This is a genomic window from Streptomyces sp. NBC_00663, from assembly GCF_036226885.1.
Classification (GTDB): Bacteria; Actinomycetota; Actinomycetes; order Streptomycetales; family Streptomycetaceae; genus Streptomyces.
Genome location: NZ_CP109027.1, coordinates 9703221 through 9722800 on the forward strand (window position 1 = coordinate 9703221; position 19580 = coordinate 9722800).

General features: G+C 69.8%; 15 protein-coding genes and 4 pseudogenes. 12 read left to right on the forward strand and 7 right to left on the reverse strand.

Annotated elements, in window-relative coordinates; translation table 11 throughout:
- Window positions 1-203: 203 nt before the first annotated feature.
- Window positions 204-557 (reverse strand): ArsR/SmtB family transcription factor, encoded by a 354-nt coding sequence (locus tag OG866_RS43805; RefSeq protein WP_329343615.1) that lies wholly within the window; start codon window positions 555-557, stop codon window positions 204-206.
- 121 nt (window positions 558-678) lie between these two features.
- Here OG866_RS43805 and OG866_RS43810 point away from each other — a divergent pair, with 121 nt between their 5' ends.
- The gene (locus OG866_RS43810; protein ID WP_329343617.1) at window positions 679-2028 is read left to right on the forward strand and encodes an aldehyde dehydrogenase family protein; all 1350 of its coding nucleotides are present in this window, start codon (window positions 679-681) and stop codon (window positions 2026-2028) included.
- An 819-nt stretch (window positions 2029-2847) separates the two neighbouring features.
- Here OG866_RS43810 and OG866_RS43815 read toward each other — a convergent pair.
- On the reverse strand, window positions 2848-3495 hold the full coding sequence (locus OG866_RS43815) for a TetR/AcrR family transcriptional regulator (protein ID WP_329343619.1): 648 nt from the start codon (window positions 3493-3495) through the stop codon (window positions 2848-2850).
- 141 nt (window positions 3496-3636) lie between these two features.
- On the opposite strand from OG866_RS43815, the gene OG866_RS43820 reads away from it, so the two are divergent.
- The 5 genes and pseudogenes from OG866_RS43820 to OG866_RS45340 form a co-directional block, all read left to right on the forward strand.
- Window positions 3637-4575: an MBL fold metallo-hydrolase gene (locus OG866_RS43820; RefSeq protein WP_329343621.1), complete on the forward strand. Its 939-nt coding sequence runs from the start codon at window positions 3637-3639 to the stop codon at window positions 4573-4575.
- Between the two features lie 78 nt (window positions 4576-4653).
- Window positions 4654-6252, forward strand: a complete 1599-nt coding sequence (locus tag OG866_RS43825) for an MFS transporter (protein WP_329343623.1) — start codon at window positions 4654-4656, stop codon at window positions 6250-6252.
- The gene (locus tag OG866_RS43830; RefSeq protein WP_329343625.1) at window positions 6249-7193 is read left to right on the forward strand and encodes a fumarylacetoacetate hydrolase family protein; all 945 of its coding nucleotides are present in this window, start codon (window positions 6249-6251) and stop codon (window positions 7191-7193) included. Before OG866_RS43825 ends, OG866_RS43830 begins: the two co-directional genes overlap by 4 nt.
- A gap of 251 nt (window positions 7194-7444) precedes the next feature.
- A pseudogene (locus OG866_RS45335) lies at window positions 7445-7909 on the forward strand (helix-turn-helix domain-containing protein); the annotation flags it as partial.
- Window positions 7910-8036: 127 nt separating this feature from the next.
- A pseudogene (locus OG866_RS45340) lies at window positions 8037-8237 on the forward strand (transposase); the annotation flags it as partial.
- 59 nt (window positions 8238-8296) lie between these two features.
- On the opposite strand, the gene OG866_RS43835 reads toward OG866_RS45340, so the two are convergent.
- Complete coding sequence (locus OG866_RS43835; RefSeq protein ID WP_329343627.1) at window positions 8297-8596, reverse strand: group II intron maturase-specific domain-containing protein; 300 nt, start codon at window positions 8594-8596, stop codon at window positions 8297-8299.
- 83 nt (window positions 8597-8679) lie between these two features.
- On the opposite strand from OG866_RS43835, the gene OG866_RS43840 reads away from it, so the two are divergent.
- Together OG866_RS43840 and OG866_RS43845 are read left to right on the forward strand one after the other, a co-directional pair.
- Window positions 8680-9792 carry an alkene reductase gene (locus OG866_RS43840; protein ID WP_329343629.1) on the forward strand — a complete coding sequence of 371 codons (1113 nt, stop codon included), beginning with the start codon at window positions 8680-8682 and terminating at the stop codon, window positions 9790-9792.
- A gap of 231 nt (window positions 9793-10023) precedes the next feature.
- Complete coding sequence (locus OG866_RS43845; RefSeq protein ID WP_329343631.1) at window positions 10024-10749, forward strand: NADPH-dependent F420 reductase; 726 nt, start codon at window positions 10024-10026, stop codon at window positions 10747-10749.
- A 63-nt stretch (window positions 10750-10812) separates the two neighbouring features.
- Here OG866_RS43845 and OG866_RS45345 read toward each other — a convergent pair.
- Both OG866_RS45345 and OG866_RS43850 read right to left on the reverse strand, forming a co-directional pair.
- Window positions 10813-10974, reverse strand: a pseudogene (locus OG866_RS45345) (alpha/beta fold hydrolase); the annotation flags it as partial.
- A 702-nt stretch (window positions 10975-11676) separates the two neighbouring features.
- Window positions 11677-14031, reverse strand: a complete 2355-nt coding sequence (locus OG866_RS43850; RefSeq protein ID WP_329343633.1) for an MMPL family transporter — start codon at window positions 14029-14031, stop codon at window positions 11677-11679.
- Window positions 14032-14206: 175 nt separating this feature from the next.
- Here OG866_RS43850 and OG866_RS43855 point away from each other — a divergent pair, with 175 nt between their 5' ends.
- Entirely contained in the window at window positions 14207-14857 is a 651-nt protein-coding gene (locus OG866_RS43855) for a TetR/AcrR family transcriptional regulator (protein ID WP_329343635.1), read from the forward strand.
- Between the two features lie 184 nt (window positions 14858-15041).
- On the opposite strand, the gene OG866_RS43860 is transcribed toward OG866_RS43855, so the two are convergent.
- Together OG866_RS43860 and OG866_RS43865 are read right to left on the reverse strand one after the other, a co-directional pair.
- Window positions 15042-15179: a hypothetical protein gene (locus OG866_RS43860; RefSeq protein ID WP_329343637.1), complete on the reverse strand. Its 138-nt coding sequence runs from the start codon at window positions 15177-15179 to the stop codon at window positions 15042-15044.
- 74 nt (window positions 15180-15253) lie between these two features.
- A complete protein-coding gene (locus OG866_RS43865; protein WP_329343639.1) occupies window positions 15254-16039 on the reverse strand; it encodes a TIM barrel protein in 786 nt (261 codons plus the stop codon).
- Window positions 16040-16246: 207 nt separating this feature from the next.
- Here OG866_RS43865 and OG866_RS43870 point away from each other — a divergent pair, with 207 nt between their 5' ends.
- From OG866_RS43870 to OG866_RS43880, 3 genes and pseudogenes are all read left to right on the forward strand, one after another.
- Window positions 16247-17287, forward strand: coding sequence for a LacI family DNA-binding transcriptional regulator (locus OG866_RS43870; protein ID WP_329343641.1), 1041 nt, complete (start codon window positions 16247-16249; stop codon window positions 17285-17287).
- Window positions 17288-17851: 564 nt separating this feature from the next.
- Window positions 17852-18553 carry an SDR family oxidoreductase gene (locus OG866_RS43875; RefSeq protein WP_329343643.1) on the forward strand — a complete coding sequence of 234 codons (702 nt, stop codon included), beginning with the start codon at window positions 17852-17854 and terminating at the stop codon, window positions 18551-18553.
- A 103-nt stretch (window positions 18554-18656) separates the two neighbouring features.
- Window positions 18657-19546, forward strand: a pseudogene (locus OG866_RS43880) (alpha/beta fold hydrolase).
- Window positions 19547-19580 lie beyond the last annotated feature (34 nt).

Consider the following 19580-nt stretch of genomic DNA (forward strand, 5'->3'; position numbering starts at 1 on the left):
CTCTAAAGTGCGGAGGGCGCACTTCTCGGAGAGCGCGACAGGTGTGACGCCTGCGTCGACGTCCTCGGCGTCGATACAACGTCCAGCGGCGCAGTCGGCGGGCCCGCCACTCTGCGCCCGTCGGGCCGATCGACGCCGGTCCGTAAGCGTTCGCGGAGCGTTGGGCTGTCCTGCTTGCGTCTGCGTCGGCGCGCCCCGGGGTGTCAGGTGCTGTCGGTGTCCGCGCGGGGCGTCACGCGGGCGGCGCCCTCCTTGAGGACGAGGTCGAGCAGTCCGGGGAACCGCTGGTCGAGTTCTTCCTTGCGCAGGGTGTTGAAGCGGCGGGTGCCGACGTCCTGTTGGTGGATGACGCCTGCCTCACGCAGGACGCGGAAGTGGCGGGTGAGTACGGAGGCGGTGACGTCCTTCTTGAAGACGCTGCAGGCCAGACCGGGAGAGGCGGCGAGTCCGACGACGATGGCGATCCGGGTCTCATCGGTCAGCGCGCTCATGACCTTGAAGAGGTCGAAGTCGTCGATGTCGGGGTGGATGAGCGGGGATGCGGTGCGGCTGGCCATGGGAGAAGGGTAACGCGATCCATGTTCGCGTTCACGCGTACATGGGCTACAGTCAAGACCGGAACGACCCCTTCACCAACGCCTTGATGGCGTGGCTTGCATCCAGAACGGAGCACATCCCATGACCGCAACAACGGCGAACGAGTCCAGGACGCGCCAGAGCGAACCGGCCGCGGAGGTCGTCGGCCGTCTGCGCGCGACGTTCAACACCGGCGTCACCCGCCCACTGGGCTGGCGCGTCAAGCAGCTACAGCGACTGCGGGCATTGCTGGTCGAAAACGAGAAGGAACTGCTCGAAGCGGTCTGGGCGGATCTGAGGAAGAACGCCACCGAGGCGAAGATGGCGGAGATCGACCTCACCGTCGGTCACATCGACGAGACGCTGGCGAGTCTCGAGGGCTGGCTTCAGCCCCGCCCGGTGGAGGTTCCTGCCTTCCTCGGTTCCACGACAACGGCTCACACCAAGTACGACCCGCTCGGCGTCGTCCTGGTGATCGGCACATGGAACTTCCCGGTGCACCTTCTCATCGATCCCCTCATCGGCGCACTGGCCGCCGGAAACACCGTGGTGGCCAAGCCGAGCGAGATCTCGGTGCACACCTCGGCGGTGCTTTCCCGCCTCCTGCGCCGGTACTTCGACGCCGACGTCCTCACCGTGGTCGAGGGAGGCGCCGAGGAGACCACGGCCCTCCTGGCCCAGCGCTTCGACCACATCTTCTACACGGGCAACGGCACGGTCGGCCGGATCATCATGGCCGCAGCGGCCAAGAACCTCACCCCCGTCACGCTGGAACTCGGGGGCAAGTGCCCGGTCTTCGTGGCGCCCGACGTGGACGTCGACGAGGCTGCGCAGCGGCTGGTCGGCGGCAAGTTCTCGGTGAACGCGGGACAGTCGTGCGGAACCACGGACTATGTTCTGACTGATCCCGCCACCGCCGCCGCGCTGGTTCCCGCCCTCCGCAAGGCGCTCGAAGCCCAGTTCGGCTCCACCCCGCAGACCGCCCCCGACTACGGGCGGGTCATCAACGAGCGCCATTTCGACCGGCTCACTCGTCTGCTGGATTCCGGCCAGGTGGCGGTGGGAGGCCAGCACGACCGCGACGACCTGTTCATCGCACCGACCGTGCTCACCGACGTCGACCCCGCATCACCGGTCATGCAGGAGGAGATCTTCGGTCCGATCCTCCCCATCATCGAAGTCGAAGATCTCGATGCCGCCATCGCCTTCATCAACGAACGGGACAAGTCGCTGGGGCTCTACGCCCTCACCACGTCCGAGGCCACCAAGTCGCGCTTGGTGAACGAGACGTCCTCCGGCGCCGTCGCCTGGGGCTCGCCAGGGATTCAGGTGCTCATATCTGGCCTGCCCTTCGGTGGCGTCGGCGAAAGCGGCATGGGCCACTACCACGGTCTGTACTCCCTTGAGACGTTCAGCCACCTCAAGAGTGTCGTGGACGTGCCGCTCAGCTAGCCTCGACTCCCCCCGAAGCAGGCTGTCAGGCTGGTGAGCAGCAAAGCATAAAGGCGTTCTGACAAGCGAGAACGAGGATTGCCCGAGGTCCCTGTTCCGGCCACCACTGGAGCCACTTTCAAGTTCCTGGCCTCGTGGTCGGGTTGAGGGCGATGGTCGCGGGGGCGTCTCACAGGCCGGGGCGAGCCCTGGATCGACGTGAACATCGAAGCCCTGAATCGGCTCCACGCTCTCCCGAGCCCGGGCTGGCCAGCACCTCCCCGCCCCTACGAGCGCCGCCCTACGGGGGTCGTGAAGATCGCGCGCACCCGAGGCGACAACCAGGCGCTCAACTTGCCCCCAGACTCCGAAATCCCTACCAACGCTCACCGTAAATGGGTCCGTCGGCAAATGGCTGTCCTTACGCAGGGGGCTGGCGCGGTGGCGGATCAGGGGGTCTTCGAAGTAGCGCGGTGCGCTGGCTCGGTCTGTTGACGGGACGTCACGGTTCGTGTTGGGCCGGGTGACTTGGCCCTGGGTGCAGGAGCCACGGGCTTGCTCAGGGGTCCTTTCACTATGAGCGCCCGATTAGGTCGCGTGCCCTGGTGCCGTGCGTCGCAAGGCGCTGGAGAGCCCTGGATGTGGGTCCCCCCCCGCTCGAGCGCAGCCGAGAGTGGGGGAGGAGCTACCTGGCTCTCCGGCAGCACGGCGGTGGGAGCCCCTCCCGCGCGAGCGTGGGGGAGCGGTGTCAGGCCGCGCGACCAGGACGGGCATAGTGAAAGGACTTCTTGGTCGACGGTTTCACCGGCCCCTTGTCTCAAGGCGGGGTGAGGGAAACCGTCAGGGTTCCCCGGCATGTGCCTCGTCGGCAAGAAGGCCCAGCAGGATGATGTCGAGCGCCCCGGCGAGGCGCTCGTCCAGGTCGAAGGGGGCCGGTTCCTCGCGGATCCAGCGCAGGATCGTCGAGAAGTAGCAGGCGGCCAGCAGTTGGCCGGCCTGGTCGCAGTCGACGCCCGCCCTGATCTCCCCGCGTTGCCGCCCTTGCTCGACGATCCTGGCGAGTTCGATTTCCAGGGACGGGTCCTGCAGGAGGTGCCCGTACCGTGCCGAGGCGTCCATCAGGACGGTGGTCTCGGCACGTGAGGCGACGTTGAGGTCGGCCATCTCCTTCAGGTAGCGGCGCAGCCGGTCGCCGACCGGCAGGTCTTCCGCGTGCTCCGCGCCGAGAATCTCGGCGACGCGGGCACGGCGGCGGACTCCCCATTCCTCGAGGAAGCCGACCTTCTGCGAGAAGTGGTTGAAGACGGTCGCCCGGGCGACATCGGCGGCCTCGGCGATCTGCTCCATGGTGGTCGCCTCGTATCCCTGGGCGACGAAGAGACCGACCGCCGCCTCATACAGCTGGTCGTGCAGCTTCCGACGCCTGCGCTCCTGGCGCCCGACGGTCACGCCGCCCTCGGAGGCGGCTGCCGCGTCCCGGATCTTCATGGCCCTCAGTACAACACAAGGCCGCACGACTCTTGACCCCTCCCCGGCACCTATCTAGATTCCTCACCACTGCTGGACCTGAGTCCAGCAGTGGATGAGAGTCTCGCGATGCTGATCGCGGGACGCTGAAAAGGAGGCAATGTGGCTTCCGTGACATCCCGGACGGGCCGTGTCGAGCTCGGACACGGCTGTTACGCCTGGATCGCGGGCGATGCCGGATGGGGCATGAGCAACGCCGGTCTGATCACCGGCCGGGGCGCGTCACTGCTCGTCGACACCCTCTACGACCTGCGGCTGACCAAGACCATGCTCGACGCGCTGGCGCCGCTCACCGCTCCCGCCCCGATCTCCACCGTGGTCAACACCCACGGCAACGGCGACCACTGGTTCGGCAACCAGCTCGTGTCCCACGCCGAGATCATCGCGGCCCGCGGGTCCCTGGCGGACATGCGGCAGGTGGGCCCGGCCGAAATGCGCGCACTGACCGGCATGGACAGCCCGGCCGGACACTTCGCCCGCCGGATCTTCGGCCGCTTCGACCACACCGGCATCGAACCCGCCCTCCCGAACCGGGTCTTCGACGGCGAGACCGTCATCGACATCGGCGGCACGGAGGTCCGCCTCATCGACGTGGGGCCCGCGCACAGCGCCGGCGACACGATCGTCCACGTGCCGCGGGCCCGGACCGTCTACACCGGCGACATCGTCTTCGCCGGAGCGGCGCCGGTCGTCTGGCACGGTCCCTTCACCCGCTGGCTCGCTGCCTGCGACCTGCTGCTGGGCATCGACGCCGACATCGTCGTACCCGGCCACGGCCCCGTCACCACGAAGCAGTCCGTCCGCGAGATTCGCGACTACCTGGAATACGTCCACGAGCAGGCCACCACCCGCTTCACCGCCGGGATGCCCGCCATGGACGCGGCCCGCGACATCCGCCTCGGCCGCTTCGCCGACCTGGACGAGAGTGAACGCCTCGCCGTCAACGTGCACACCGTCTACCGGGAGCTCGACCCCTCACTGCCCCCGCTCGACGGCCCCGGACTGTTCGGCTGCATGGCCGAGCTCTGCCCCAGCCTCTGACGCCGCTCCCCGCACCAACAGCTCTCCCCTCCGTCCCCCTCGGGCCGTACGACCCGCCAACCCCTCCAAGGAGGAGACATGGTCTCCACTCCTGCCTACGACCCACCGCTCCCCGCGTCCGAGACCGCACCGGCCGTTCCGGCCCGGCACACCGGCACGATCGTCGCCGGCTGTCTGGCCGTCTGCCTGGCCCAGATCGGTCTGGTGCTGCCCGCCGCGATCAACGGCGAGATGCAGCGCGCGCTCCAGACGTCCGGCGCGGAACTGACCTGGATCAGTGACGCCTTTCTGGTGCCCGCCGCCATCCTGGCGCTGAGCTTCGGCGTCGTGGGCGACCGCTACGGCCGCAAGAAACTCGTCGTCGGCGCGGCACTGCTGGCCGCCGTCGGCTACCTGGTGTCCGCCACCTCCGCCACCGCGGCCCAGCTGATCACCGGCCAGGCGATCTCTGGCATCGGAGCCGCCGCGCTCTTCCCCGCCTCCCTGGCGATGATCACCGCGATCACGACCACCCCGGCCGCACGCGCCAGGGGACTGGCCTCCTGGACCGCGGCCCTGTCGCTCGGCGCCTTCATCGCCCCGCTCATGTCCGGGGGCATCGTCGAACACGCGCCCTTCCAGTGGGCGTTCGGCGTGACCGGCGTGCTCGCCGTGATCACCGCCGTGGCGGCCTGGCTGCTCGGCACCGAGTCCAGCGCCCCGGAGGGCCGTTCGCTGGACTGGCCGGGGCAGATCACCGTCGCCGTGGCCATGCTCGCCCTGCTGTACGGCATCATCCAGGGCCCCTCGGACGGCTGGGGCTCGGCCCCCGTCGTCGCGTCCTTCGTCACCTTCGCCGTCTTCATCGCCGCGTTCATCGTGGTGGAGAACCGCAGCGCGGCCCCGATGCTGAGACTGAGCCTCTTCCGTATCCCGGCGTTCGCCGCGTCGGCCGCGATGGCGGTGATCGGCATGCTGGGCTTCCTGGGCGGCGCGTACGACCTGAGCATCCGCCTCGGTGTCATCCAGCACCGGAGCCCCTTCGAGGCCGCGATACCGGTCATGATCATCCAAGCGTGCACGCCGTTCATCTGGCCCCTGCTGGTCCGTCTGCTGCACCGCGTCGGACCCGGGCCCATGCTCGTCATCGGCTTCCTGGCGATGGCCTCGGGCCAGCTGTGGCTGCGGGCGCTGCCGATCGACGACACCGCTCTGCCGCCCATGCTGGGCCCGCTGATCCTGAACGGTGTCGGCTTCGGCCTGGTCGTCGCCGCGATCACCGCCGCCGCCGTGAACGTCGTACCGCAGAACCTGACCGGCATGGCAGCGGCCACCACCAGCCTGGTCCGCGACCTCGGCCAGACCCTCGGCCCGGCGGTCGTCGGCGCCGTCGCCCTCGGCATGGCCGCCAGCCGGCTGACCGGGAGCCTCGCGGATGCCGGACTGACCCCGAAGGAGCACGGCATCGCCTCCGCCATCCTGGACGGGGGCGGCCCGATCGCCCTGCACAGCGTCGACCTCGGGCCACTCAGCGCCAAGCTCGCCCCCTACACCACGGATGCCCTGGCCCACGGCTACAACAACGGACTGGTCCTCACCGCCGCCGCCTGCGTGACCGCCGCCGTGATCGCCGCCGTCTTCATCGGCTTCCGACCGAGCGGCACCGCGCCGGCCGAGGCGGAGAGGAGCGCCGCGTGAAGTTCGCGAGCTTCGTCCACGACGGGAAACGGCAGTCGGGAGTCGTCACCGACGACCAACTCCACCCCTTCGAGCACCCCGTCGACCTGCTGGACCTGATAGTGGAAGGGGAGGAGGCCCTGCGCAGGGCGGGGGAGCGCGCGCTGACCGCCTGCCTGCCCGTGCCCCTGGGCGGCGCGCACCTGCTGCCTCCGCTGCAACCGCCCACCGTTCGCGACTACATGACCTTCGAGAGCCATGTCGCGGGCGTCGCACAGGGATACGGCGACACCGTCCCCGAAGAGTGGTACGCCGCACCGGCGTTCTACTTCACCAACCCGTACGCGATGATCGGCGCTCACGACGACGTGCCGGTACCGCCGGGCTGCGGGCGCTTCGACTTCGAACTCGAAGTCGCCGCCGTCATCGGCAAGTCGGGTCGGGATCTGACACCCGAGCGGGCACGCGACCACATCCTCGGCTACACGATCCTGGGCGACTGGTCCGCCCGCGACCTCCAGGGCCGGGAAATGAGGGTCAAACTCGGCCCGAACAAGGGCAAGGACACCTCCACCACCCTCGGCCCCTGGCTCGTCACCGCCGACGAACTCGAACCCCACCGCGACGCCGACGGCTTCCTCGACCTCGGCCTCACCGTCGCCGTCAACGGCGAGCCGGTCGGACAGGACCGACTGACCAACATGGCTTGGACGTTCGAGGAGATGGCGGCGTACGCCTCCCGCGGCACCTGGATCCGCCCCGGCGACGTCCTGGGCTCCGGAACCTGCGGCAACGGCGGCTGCCTGGCCGAACTCTGGGGCCGCCACGGCATCCTCGAACCACCGCCCCTCGTCCCCGGCGACAGGGTCACCATGACGGTCCAGGGCATCGGCACCATCAGCAACACCGTCGTCGAGGGCGTCGCCCCGGTACCTGTGCCACCAGCCCGCCGCAGGCGATAGCCCCCTGTGCGATGAGCTCTGGCACCGAACCGGAGGTGGGAATGGCGCTCTCCGTCCCCCACAGCTGACCCCGCCACCAGGAGAACCCTCCGCATGCGTCCTGTCCTCACCCACCGCTCCAGCGGGCAGCGGCTCACTCGGGGCCGGCCGGCGCCGCTTCCTCTAGATACTGGGGGACCGCGGCCGTCGGCGGACTGATGTGTACTGCGAGTACGAAGGCCCTTCCGTCCGACCCCGGGACGGGAGGGCCTATGACCAGGTGTTTCTCTGTGCCTCCGGCAGGTTTCGAACCTGCGACACCCGCTTTGACCGATACGACGGTGTTGCTCGGTCCCGACGCAGTGTCCGTCGCCCGGGTCGAGCGGCTGGCGGATGGGACACGCCGAGTCCACTTGGTCACGGTCGATGAGCAGGCACGGGCCTGCCCGGAATGCGGGGTGTTCGCCACCCGGGTGGAAGGGCTCCGCGACGACCCGGCCCCGGGATCTGCCGTACGGCGAGAGGGGACTGGAGTTCCGCCGGCACAGCGTCGCTGGTGGTGCCGGGAGCCCGGCTGCCCGCGCCGGTCCTTCACCGAGCAAATCCCGCAGCTACCGGCCGGCGCGCGGATCACCATGCGGCTGCGCGGTGCCGCCGGGCGGCGGATACACGACGCCGCCTCCACCGTCATCCAGGCCGCCGGGGATCTGCACCTGTCCTGGCCGACCGTGATGGACGCCTTCCGCGCCGCCGCACGCGAGGTGATCGAGGCGCCGCCGCCCGAGGTGCGGGTACTGGGCATCGACGAGACCCGGCGCGGACGGCGGTGCTGGGGACAAGGACCCCGCCGCGGGCAAGTGGATTCTGACGCGCGATCGGTGGCACACCGGGTTCGTCGATGCACTCGGTGCCGGCGGCCTGCTCGGCCAGGTCGAGGGCCGCACCGTCGCCGATGTGCTCGCCTGGCCCGCCACCACCCCGCTGACCTGGAGGAAGAGCATCGAGTACGTGGCCATCGACATGTCGGCCACCTACCGTGCCGCCGTCCGCACCGGTCTCCCGCACGCCACCGTCGTTCCAGCCCCGCCACATCGAGCCGTGGGTGCGACTCTCTCGCGCAGGGCTCACCGACGCCGTTCACCACCGGCATTCGGTCTGCCCCGCCAGTCCAGGAAGGGCCTGGGTTCAATGAGGGTTCCGTACAGGACGATCAGGCTCAGGGAGTCCTCGGCGCTGGAGGAAGCCACCGCTCGGCCGAACTTCCTGGTGCGCCGGTGCTTCTTGGTGAGGAGCCCGCCGATCCACATCCGCGCGTACGAGCCGATCTGGCCGACGACATGAGTTGAGTTCCCCAACCGGAAATATCCAGCCCATCCGTGCGGGAACGCGTTCAGGCCATGAGGGAGGGGGCGACTCCGACGCATGTTCGCGTTGGCGCGAACATGCGTTACAGTGAAGAACCGAATGACTTCCCTCCCGTTATCCACCCCTTTACCCAGGGACACTCATGCCCGTCAACACTGCAGAAATCTCTCCTGTTCCGTCACTCTTCTCCCCGGTCACCCTCGGGAAGATCGAGCTCGCCAACCGCATCGTCATGGCACCGCTGACCCGAGTCCGGGCCGGTTCCTCCGGTATTCCCGGGGACCTGATGGTCGAGTACTACCGGCAGCGGGCGAGCGTCGGAATGATCATTACGGAGGGCACCTACCCCGACCACGCGTCGCAGGGATGGGTCGGCGCGCCGGGCATCGCCACCGACGAGCAGGCGGCCGGCTGGCAGCGGGTGTTCGAGGCGGTGCACGCCGAGGGCGGCCGCATCGTCCTGCAGATCATGCACGCCGGTCGCGCCGCACACCCCGACATCAACGGCGGCCGCCGCATCCTCGCCCCCAGCGCGATCGCCATCGACGGCAAGACGTTCACGGGGAAGGGCGAGCAGCCCTTCCCCGTACCGGAAGCGATGACCACCGCAGAGGCCCAGGCAGCCCTGGAGGACTTCGTCGCCGCGGCCCGCCGGGCCATCGAGGCGGGAGCGGACGGCGTGGAGATCCACGGCGCCAACGGCTACCTGCTCCATCAGTTCCTCTCCCCGGCGGCCAACCAGCGCACCGATGGATACGGCGGCTCGCCGCAGAGCCGGGCGCGTTTCGTCGTCGAGGTGGTCACGGCGGTCGCCGAGGCCGTCGGTGCCGAGCGGGTCGGGCTGCGGATCTCGCCTGAGATCACCCTCGCGGACGTCTTCGAGACCGACCGGGGCGACGTCCTGGCCACCTACGGCACTTTGGTGGACCAACTGCGCCCGCTGGGCCTGGCCTACCTCTCCGTACTGCACACCGAGCCGGGCGGCGAGCTGGTCCAGGAGCTGCGGCAGCGCTTCGACGGCAAACTGATCGTCAACAGCGGCTTCCTCGGGGGGCAGACCACCCGCGAGGATGCGATCCAGCACATCGAAGCCGACCACGCCGACGCCGTGGTCGTGGGCCGAGCCATCATCGCCAACCCCGACCTGGTCGCACGCTGGCAGGGCGGCCACCCCGAGAACGAGCCGCGGCCGGAACTGTTCTACATACCGGGGCCGGAGGGCTACACCGACTACCCCTCGCTCCAGACAGCCTGAGGACACGCGGTTGCACCGGTCCGTGCTGCGGCCCGCCGCTCGCGACGGGCCCGCCGCCGCTGCCGGACCGGCCCCGCGTTCCGTTTCTTCGGCGGCCGAGCACCCGTGCCCCAGCCGCCTCCTCGGGTCCCCTCTCGCGCCGGTACAGGCCGATTCCGGACCGGTACCGGCGCCACCACCAAGACCACGGCCCGCACGCCCACCTCCCTCCCCCCGACTCCAGGAGCAGACATGACCACCCTCGGCATCATCGGAAGTGGAACCATCGGCGCCGCCGTCGCGCGCCTCGCGGTCGCGGCGGACATCCCCGTCGTGATCTCCAATTCCCGGGGCCCGCAGAGCCTCACCGGCCTCATCGACGAGCTGGGCCCGCTGGCCACGGCCGGCACGGTCGAGCAGGCGGCCGGCGCCGGTGGCCTCGTCCTGCTCTCCGTACCGCTCGCCGCGCACACCGCCGTCCCGGCCGCACCGCTCGTGGGCAAGACCGTGCTGGACACCAGCAACTACTACCCGTCCCGCGACGGCCGGATCGCCGAACTCGACGACGACAAGCTCACCACCAGTGAGCTGGTCCACCGGCACTTCGACGGAGCCCGGCTGGTCAAGGCGTTCAACAACATCCTGGCCCACCACATCCCCCAACTGGCCCGCCCCGCGGAGAACCCGGGGGCCGCCGACCGCACCGCACTGCCGATCGCCGGTGACGACGCCGGCGCGAAATCCGATGCGGCGACGCTGATCAACCGACTGGGATTCGACACCATCGACACCGGCTCGCTCGCGCAGAGCTGGCGCTTCGAGCCGGACGCCACCGCCTATACCCGCCTCTACCTCGCCGATTCCTCCACGCCCGACGAGCAGATCTTCACAGCGCCCGGCCGCCCCGTTCCCGCCGCCGAGCTGCGAACCGCGCTCCAGGCAGCCGAGCGGGTGCGGGTGGCCGACCGCGTCATCTGATCCCGGCAGCGCCCACAACTCAATCAGCACCAAGCACAGTCGTTCTCCATGCGAAGCAACTGATACAGCGATGAAGTGGCCCGCTCCCGGCACCGGCGTGGAATCGGCGGCAGGCAAGGTTCTTGTCGGCCTCCCGGTCCGAGGGTCGGGACCAGTCGTTCTCCCCGTAGACGAGGTGGACGGAGGCCTTGACTTCGGATAGCGCGAGCGGGCCGCGATGAGACTGCTCCGGTCAGCGGATCGCGGGCAAGGACGGCAGACGCTGCTTCGGCACCGGCCAGACGGCCGGCTCGTTCAAGTTCGACTTCGCCACGCCCTCGGCCGGACACCCACCAGCTCGGTGTGGGGTACGGCAACCACAGCTGGCCTGGGACCTCGGGTCCTGAGTGGCCTCGCCGCTGGGGGTCTGGGCTTCGTGGCGCGGGCCCGGGAGCTGGCCGGCCGCTACGGTGAGCGCTTCCTTCCGACACCATCCCTGCTTGCCAGGGCCGAGGCGGCCGGCGAGCGGGTGTGAGACGAAGGCGGTCCGGCCGCCGCCGTACAGGCGGTGGCCGGACCGCTCTGCCGGGGGAGCCGCATCAGCTCGGCCGCAGGTAGGTGGGCAGCGGGGCGTGCTAGGAGCCGGCCGGTCTTGCCGACGCCGCCGAACCCGGTGAGCGTGACCAGGCGCGCCTCGGCGAGGGCGGCCCGGATCCCGGTACGTTCCCGGCGCCGCCCCGCGAAACCGGTGACGTCATGAGGAGACCCACCGGGTGTTCCTGTGCCGCGAAGGGGGTCACCATGACCGCAGGAATTTGCTGCGCCTTCGAAGAATGCGCCAGTGGTCGGGTCGCTGCCGAGTGGTTCGCGAGAGCTGCCGTAGGGCGCGTTGTGGCCGCTGCCCGAGAGGTCGGCCCTAAGACCGCGAGGACGGCGGCCACGACATCGTCAGCCGAAGGCTTCGGACGTCTGCTCCTTGCCTTGCGGCTGGGGAGCGACGGGACGGGGCAACGGCATCTTCTGTGCGAGCTTGTCGCCCTCGATGTCCAGGTCGGGCAGCAGACGGTCCAGCCAGGTGGGGATCCACCAGGCCTTCTCCCGTGCGAGTGCCATGGTGGCCGGGATGAGTGTCATGCGGATGACGAAGGCGTCGACGAGGATGCCCGCGGCGAGTGCGAAGCCTGCCTGTTTGATCATGGGCTGGGAGTTGAAGACGAACCCGGCGAAGACGGAGACCATGATGGTGGCCGCCGCCACGATGACCGAACTGGCGCGCGCGAAGCCGGTGACGGTGGCCTCCCTCGCGCTCTCCCCGTGGACGTGTGCCTCGCGCATGGAGGTCACCAGGAACATCTGGTAGTCCATGGCGAGTCCGTACAGGACGCCGGTGATGATGATGGGCAGCAGGCTCACGACCGGCGCGGTGGCGTCGATGCCGATCAGGTTCTGCATCCAGCCCCACTGGAAGACGGCCGTGGTGAGGCCGAAGGCGGCGGAGACGCTCAGCAGGAATCCCAGGGTGGCCATCACGGGTACCAGGAGGGAGCGGAAGACGAGGAGGAGAACGATCAGGGAGAGTCCGAGCACGACCGCGACGTAGAGGGGCAGCACGTCGGCGAGCCGGTCGGAGACGTCGATCGCGAGGGCGGTGAATCCGGTGATGCCGATGGTGGCGCCGTGCGCCCGGCCGATCCGCGCGCTCTTGTCCCGCACCGCGGTGACCAGGTCCTTGGTCGCGTCGTCGTTCGGACCGCTGCCGGGTACGAGACTGAGGATGGCGGTCGTACCGGTCTTGTTCATCCCCGCCAGGGAGACCGAGGTGGCGTCCTTGGTCTCCCGCAGTTCGGAGGTCACCGCGGCGAGAGTCTCCGGCGTGAGGGGCCGGCTGTTCGCGGTGGAGCCGACGGCGACCAGGAGGGGGCCGTTGTAGCCGGGGCCGTAAGCCTTACTGGTCATGTCATAGCTGCGGCGCTGTCCGGTGTCGGGGTTGTAGCTGGCGCCTGAGGGCAGACCCAGTTTCATGCCGGCGACGGGCACGGCCAGGATCGCGGGTATCAGGATCGCGGCCGCGAGGGCGGCGTACCGGTGACGGACCAGGAGCCTTCCCCGGCGGGTGGCCCGTCCGGGCCCGGTGGCCGACGTGCGGTGCTGCGCCGCGCGCCGGATCCGGGCGGGGCAGATCCGTTCCCTGACCAGCCCCAGCAGGGCGGGCAGCAGGGTCAGGGCGAGCAGTACGGCGATCGCGATGGTGGCGGCGGCCACGACGGCCATGGTGGAGAGCAGGGCGATCCGGATGACCAGGAGTCCGGCGAGGGCGATGATGACGGTGCTGCCGGCGAAGAAGACCGCGCTCCCGGCGGTGCCGATCGCCCGGGCGGTCGCTTCGTGCGCGTCCAGGCCGTCGTCCAGGATCAGCCGGCGTTCCCGGTTGACGATGAACAGCGCGTAGTCGATGCCGACGGCCAGCCCCAGCATCAGGGCCAGTACGGCGGCGAGGGAGTGGATCTCGAACACGGTGGAGAGGGTGAAGGCGCCGCCGACTCCCACGGTGACCCCCACGAGGGCGATGACCAGGGGCAGGCCCGCGGCCACCACCGACCCGAGGGTGATCAGCAGGACGAGGGCCGCGACGGCGACGCCGGCGATCTCTCCGACGCCGACGATCTCGGGTATCTCCATCATCGACGCGGACGGCAGGACCTCCAGGCCGCCGCGAGTGGCTCGCTGTTCCGCGGCCTTGACGGTGCTGTCGATCGTCCCGGAGGGGAGCTCGTAGGTCTGCTCGTCGAACTGGAACTGCATCAGAGCCGTGGAGCCGTCGGCGGAGACGATCACGCCCGGGACGGGCTGCCCGTGCGACCGGAGCGGGGCGGGCGTCGGGCCCGAGGCCGGCTTGCCTGCGGCCTTCGCCACTGCCGCCTGGGCCTGCGGCAGTGGGCTGTTCGCGCCCTTGGCGACTTCCTGGGCGAGGACCTTCCGGGTGTCGATGACGTGGTCGTGGCGGTAGACGGCGTCCACCGCCTCAAGGAGCGCGGCGTGGACCTTCGCGTCGTCGATGCGAGCCCCCTGTGGGGCCTTGAAGAGCAGCAGGCCCTGGCCGCCGGACGCCTCGGGCAGCGTCTTGGCCAGATCGTCGATGACCTGCTGGGACGGGGTGCCGTCGATACGCACCTCGTTGCTGAGCCTGACGGGGTTGACCACCAGGAGCGCCACCACGGACGTCACCACGGCCAGCCAGCCGCCGATGACGTACCAGGGCTTGCCGTAGGCGAACCTGCCCAGGCGGTACAGCAGAACGGACATGTGCTCTCCCTTGTCTGTCACGGCTTGGCCGGGCCGAGCCGGGCGATGAAGCGAGAGACTACTATCAAAGCGATAGTCGACTATCAAACCGAGAGTCAACTATCAACGCGATAGGCTTCTATCGTCGATGGGTGGCTGCCGTCGGCCTTCGTCACAGAGCAGGGAAGAGTCACGGATGGCAATCACAAATGACCGCGCTCCCCGGCGCCGGGTCGACGCGCGCTCCACCGTTCAGCGCATCACTGCTGCCGGACGCACCGTGCTGGGCAAGGGCGAGGGTTCGCTGGAACAGATCGCGGCCGAGGCCGGCGTGGGCATCGCCACGCTCTACCGGCACTTCCCCAACCGGGAGGCCGTGGTCCGGGCCGTCCTGGACGACATCCTCGAAACGGACCTGCTTCCGATGGTCGAGCGCGCAGCCGATGCCACAGACATGCGTCAGGCCTTGCAGGACATCGCCACGCAGCTGCTCGACCTGATCACAGAGGAACGGGGCATGGTCACCTTCGCGAGCAACTTCGCGGACGTGGCGGTGGACGTCCTCCAGCACTTCAGCGCCTCGCTCCACCCGCTCCTGCGGCGCGCACAGGAGGCGGGCCAGATCCGGCCCGACCTCACCGCCGAGGACATTCCACACTTCCTTGTCATGGCTGTCGCCGGCCTCGCACTCCCCAGTGCCGCGCCCTCCCTGCGTGCCCGCTTCCTCGCCCTGCTCTTCGACGCGCTCGACCCCGCTACCGCGACCCCCTTGCCTCCGCTGCTCGCCAACGAGGAGGACCTTCGTACCGCGGTCGGCAATGTCAGCCACGGGCGACGTCGCGTCTGACGACCCCGACGCCTGGGTCGCCATCGTCGGTCCGATTGCCGCGTAGATCGAGGGCAGCGTCAACCAAGCGTGCGAGGTGGGTGCGGGCCGGCGTGGCGATCACTACCGCGTCGATGTCCGGATCCACGAGCAGCTCGCTGATCTCGGTGTACGCCGTGGGGTAGGCGAGCCGGTCAGCCAGGTGTCACGCCATGCCGGGGGCCGGGTCGGCGATGGCGGCGAGGCGGACGCCGGGCAGGCGGTGGGCGAGGGTCTCGGCATGGAAGGCGCCCATGCGTCCGGCGCCGACGAGGCCGATGGCGAGGGGCTGGCGGACGGTCATGCGGGTTCTCCGTACGTGCGTATGTGACCGCGGGCGGAGGGTTGGGTTGAGAGGGTTTCGAGGGTTGAGAGGGTTCAGAGGGTGAAGGCTGAGCGGAAGCGCTCCAGGGCCCGCTCGCTGTCGTCGTCGGAGGCCCACGCCTCCATGGCTACCGTGCCGTCGTAGCCGAGGTCGGCCAGGGCGCGGGCGACGGCCGGGTAGTTGATCTCGCCGGTGCCGGGTTCCTGGCGGCCGGGTACGTCCGCCACCTGGATCTCGCCGATCAGGCCCAGCCCGTGCGCCCGGCGGACCAGTTCGATGAGGTTTCCCTCGCCGATCTGGGCGTGGTACAGGTCCAGGTTCATCCGCAGGCCGGGGTGGTCCACGGCCGCGACCAGGGCGAGCGTGTCCGCAGCAGTCGCGAACGGTACGCCCGGGTGGTCGACGGCGGTGTTGAGATTCTCCAGGGTGAAGGTGACCCCGGCGCTCTCGCCCAGCTCAGCCAGGCGGGTCAGGGTGCGGCGGGCGGCGCTCCACATGACTGGCGTGGCCTCGCCGGTCACCGGCACCACCGGCAGGCCCTCGCCGTCCAGTCCGGTGCCGTGCAGGTTCAGCCGGGGGCAGCCCAGGTGTTCGGCGGCCTTGACGGATTCCTCGGCGGTGCGCAGCAGTTCGGCGGCGCCGTCCTCGTCGGTGAGATTGCCCCGGATGTAGCCCGTCATCGACGAGAACTCGGCCGGGGTCCGCGCCAGCGCGTCGAGATCGTGCCGGGTCCAGTCCCAGATCTCGACCTGGAAGCCGGCCGCATGGATACGCCGCGCCCGCTCGTCGATCGGCAGGTTACGGAAGACCATCTCGGCACAGACCGCCAACGTGTACATGGCTGCCCCCTTCTCAGTTCGCGTTACTCGTACTGCCCTCTAGAACGTTCTAGAGGGCAGTACGCCAGCCGCCCGGACTCGCTGTCAACCCTTCGTACGGACGTAGGCCTAGAACGTTGCAGTATCCTCGGAGAGCCACGATCCTCGCCGGAAAAGACACCTTGACCACGTCGACCGGCTCGCCCAGTCCGACCGGAAGGACAGCCGGTGCCAGCCACCCCCGCGGCCCCCGACGGGAAGCGGCCGACCCTGGCCCACGTGGCGACACGCGCGGGCGTGTCCGTCGCGCTGGTCTCCATCGTGATGCGCGGGGCCAAGGGTGCGAGTGACGCCACCCGTGAGCGGGTGCTCAAGGTCGCCGAGGAGATCGGCTACCGGCCCGACACCCGTGCCCGGCTGCTGCGCAGCAGCCGCTCGCGCCTGCTCGGCGTGCAGTTCGGGCTACGCCATCCCTTCCACACCGACCTGGTGGAGGACATCTACGCCGCCGCCGAGCCGGCCGGATACCAGATCGCCCTCAGTGCGGTCGCGCCGGCGCGCGGAGAACGGCAGGCCGTGGAAGCACTGCTCGCCGACCGATGCGAGGCCCTCATCCTGCTCGGCCCCCAGGCCCCGGCCGCCCGACTCGCGGATCTCGCGACCCAGGTCCCGGTCGTCTCGGTGGCCCGGCGGCTTCAACCCGTCCCGCCGGGCGTGGACGTCGTTCGCAGCGCCGACGACAAGGGCGCCCGCCAGGCCGTCGAGTACCTTGTGACGCTCGGGCACCGTGCCATCGTCCACATCGACGGCGGCAGGGCGCCCGGCGCCGCCGACCGGCGGCGCGGCTACCGCACCGCGATGCACCGCCACGGCCTCGCCGACCACATCCGCGTCCTGCCCGGCGGGCTCACCGAGGAAGACGGCGCACAGGCCGCCCGCACCCTGCTCACCGAACCCACCCCGCCGAGCGCCGTCCTCGCCTTCAACGACCGTTGTGCCACGGGCGTCCTCGACGTCCTCCTGCGAGCCGGTGTCACCGTCCCCGACGAAGTCTCCGTGGTCGGCTTCGACGACACCCGCCTGGCCCGCCTCGCCCACATCGACCTCACCACCGTCGCCCAGGACATCCCCCGCCTGGCAGAACTCGCCGTCGGCCGTGCCATCGCCCGCCTGGACGGGCAGGCCACGCCAGACCGCGAGAACGTCATTCCGCCCCACCTCGTCATTCGCGGCACCACGGCCCCGCCCAGCACGGACAGGACGCGCTGAGCCGACTCGCGCATTCCGCCGCACGACAACACGGTCCCGTGCCCCCGGCGGGGTAGCGCGGAGCAGGACGTGCCCTCTGGCCTGCCGGATCTCGTCGGAGGCCGGTGGGGTCCGTGCAGGCCGGTCGGCATGGCGCGGAGACCTTCTTCCTGTCGGGCCGTTACTTCCCCGGCCCCGACCAACCGGCGTGTCCACCGCACTTCGGGGATCCGGCCGAGCGACCGATGGGATGCGGATCGGGCCGGGACGCTCGCACTGCCGCCCGTCGACTCGCCGTCCTGGAGGCGGTTCCGGATCCGCCTGGGGTGTGACCACCGCGTCCGCCTCGACAACTGGCGACCACTCCGTCGACCCCGCGATGACCGGCGGACGGTGACCGTGCTCCGCAACAACGACAGGCCATCGTCCTGGCCCCGGGCGGCGAGATCGTGGTCGGCATCCCCGCTGCTGGGCCCGCCACCGGACTCGCACCGACCCGCGTCAGTTCCTGCTTGGGCTTGCGCTTGGAAACCGATCGGTTCACGGTAGTGAAAACCGATCGGTTTCTAACTCTGGGGGGCAGTCATGACCGCATTGAAGGGCGCGAACGTCTTCGTCACGGGCGGCAGCCGGGGCATAGGCAAGGCCCTGGTGGAGGAGTTGTACGCACGTCGTGTCGGCAAGGTCTACGCCACCGCCCGCGACCCGCGCACGGTGACGCATCCCGACGCCGTCCCGGTGGCACTGGAGGTCACCGACCCCGCATCCGTCGCAGCCGCCGCGGCGCAAGCGGGGGACGTAACCGTGCTGATCAACAACGCGGGCGCCTCCATCGGCGCGTCCTTCCTCGGCTCCCCGGTCGAGGACGTGCGCCGGGAGTTCGAGACCAACTTCTACGGCCCGCTGCTTCTCGCCCGGGCTTTCGTACCGGTCATCGAGCACAACGGCGGCGGCCACATCCTCAACGTGCACTCCGTGCTCTCCTGGATCGCCCTCGGCGGCTCCTACAGCGCCTCCAAGGCCGCCCTGCGGTCGCAGACGAACTCCCTGCGCCTGGAACTCCAGCCGCGCGGCATCGCTGTCACCGGACTGCACGTCGGATACGTGGACACGGACCTGGCGGCCGACGCCGACGGCCCCAAGGCCGACCCGCGCGACGTCGCCGCCCTCGCCCTCGACGGCATCGAGACCGGCGCCCACGAGGTGCTCGCCGACGACATCTCACGCCAGGTCAAGGCCGGTCTGGCCGGCGGCCTCGATGGCCTGTATCCCCAGCTGGCGAAGTAGGGCGCGGCGGCCATAGCGGGGACCGCAGGTCGCGCGCCACCCCTCCCTGCCGTACCCACGCCCGAATCACCCCTGCGCAGTTCACACACAAGGAGCCGGCGAGATGCCCATCCAGGACCCACGTCCCAGGATTCACATTCCGGGGACCACCAGCCACACCATCGCCCCCCCCCGCGCAGGACACAGCCGCGAGGGAGCGCTGCGCTACCTCAAGGCGGGCACCGGTGCCCCCTGGTCCTGCTGCACACTCTGCGGACGCAGGCCGAGCACTTCCGCAATCTCATCCCGCTGATCTCGCATCAGTACACGGTGTACGCCCTCGATCTGCCGGGGATGGGCTACTCCGAGATCGTGCCCGGCGCGTCGTACGAAGAGCCGGCGCTGCGTGCGGGCGTCGAGCGGCTCCTGACCGAACTCGACCTCCACGACGTGACATTGGTCGGGGAGTCGTTGGGCGGGGTGCTCGCCCTGACCACCGCGGCCGATCTGCCGGAGCGGGTACGGCGCGTCGTCGCGGTGAACGCGTACGACTACCGCGACGGCATCGCCCGCTCCAGTCTCCTCGCGCGCGTGGTGACCGGCGGGATCATCGCTCCCGGGGTGGGCCCGGTGCTCGCCCGGCAGGAACCCAAGCCCGTCCTGCGCAGAATCCTGCAGGGCGGCGTGGGGGACAGGACCGCTTTCCGGGAGGACTACCTGGACGCGCTCCTCCAGTCAGGCAAGCGTCCCGGTTTCCCGACCGTCGCCCGCGCTCTGTACCGGAACATGCCCAGCCTCATCGCGGCCCGCTCGCGCTACGCCGAGGTCAAGGCCCCCGTCCACCTCGTCTACGGGGAGAACGACTGGTCCCGACCCTCGGACCGCGAGGCCAACAAGAGGCTGCTGCCTGCCGCCGATTTCACACAGGTGCCGGGAGCGCACCACTTCATCGCACTAGAGAACCCGAAGGTAGTGGCCGACCTGTTGAACGCGACGGCACGCTCAGCTGTGTGAGGCACCGGACTCGGGGCGACGCCGGCACTGGTAA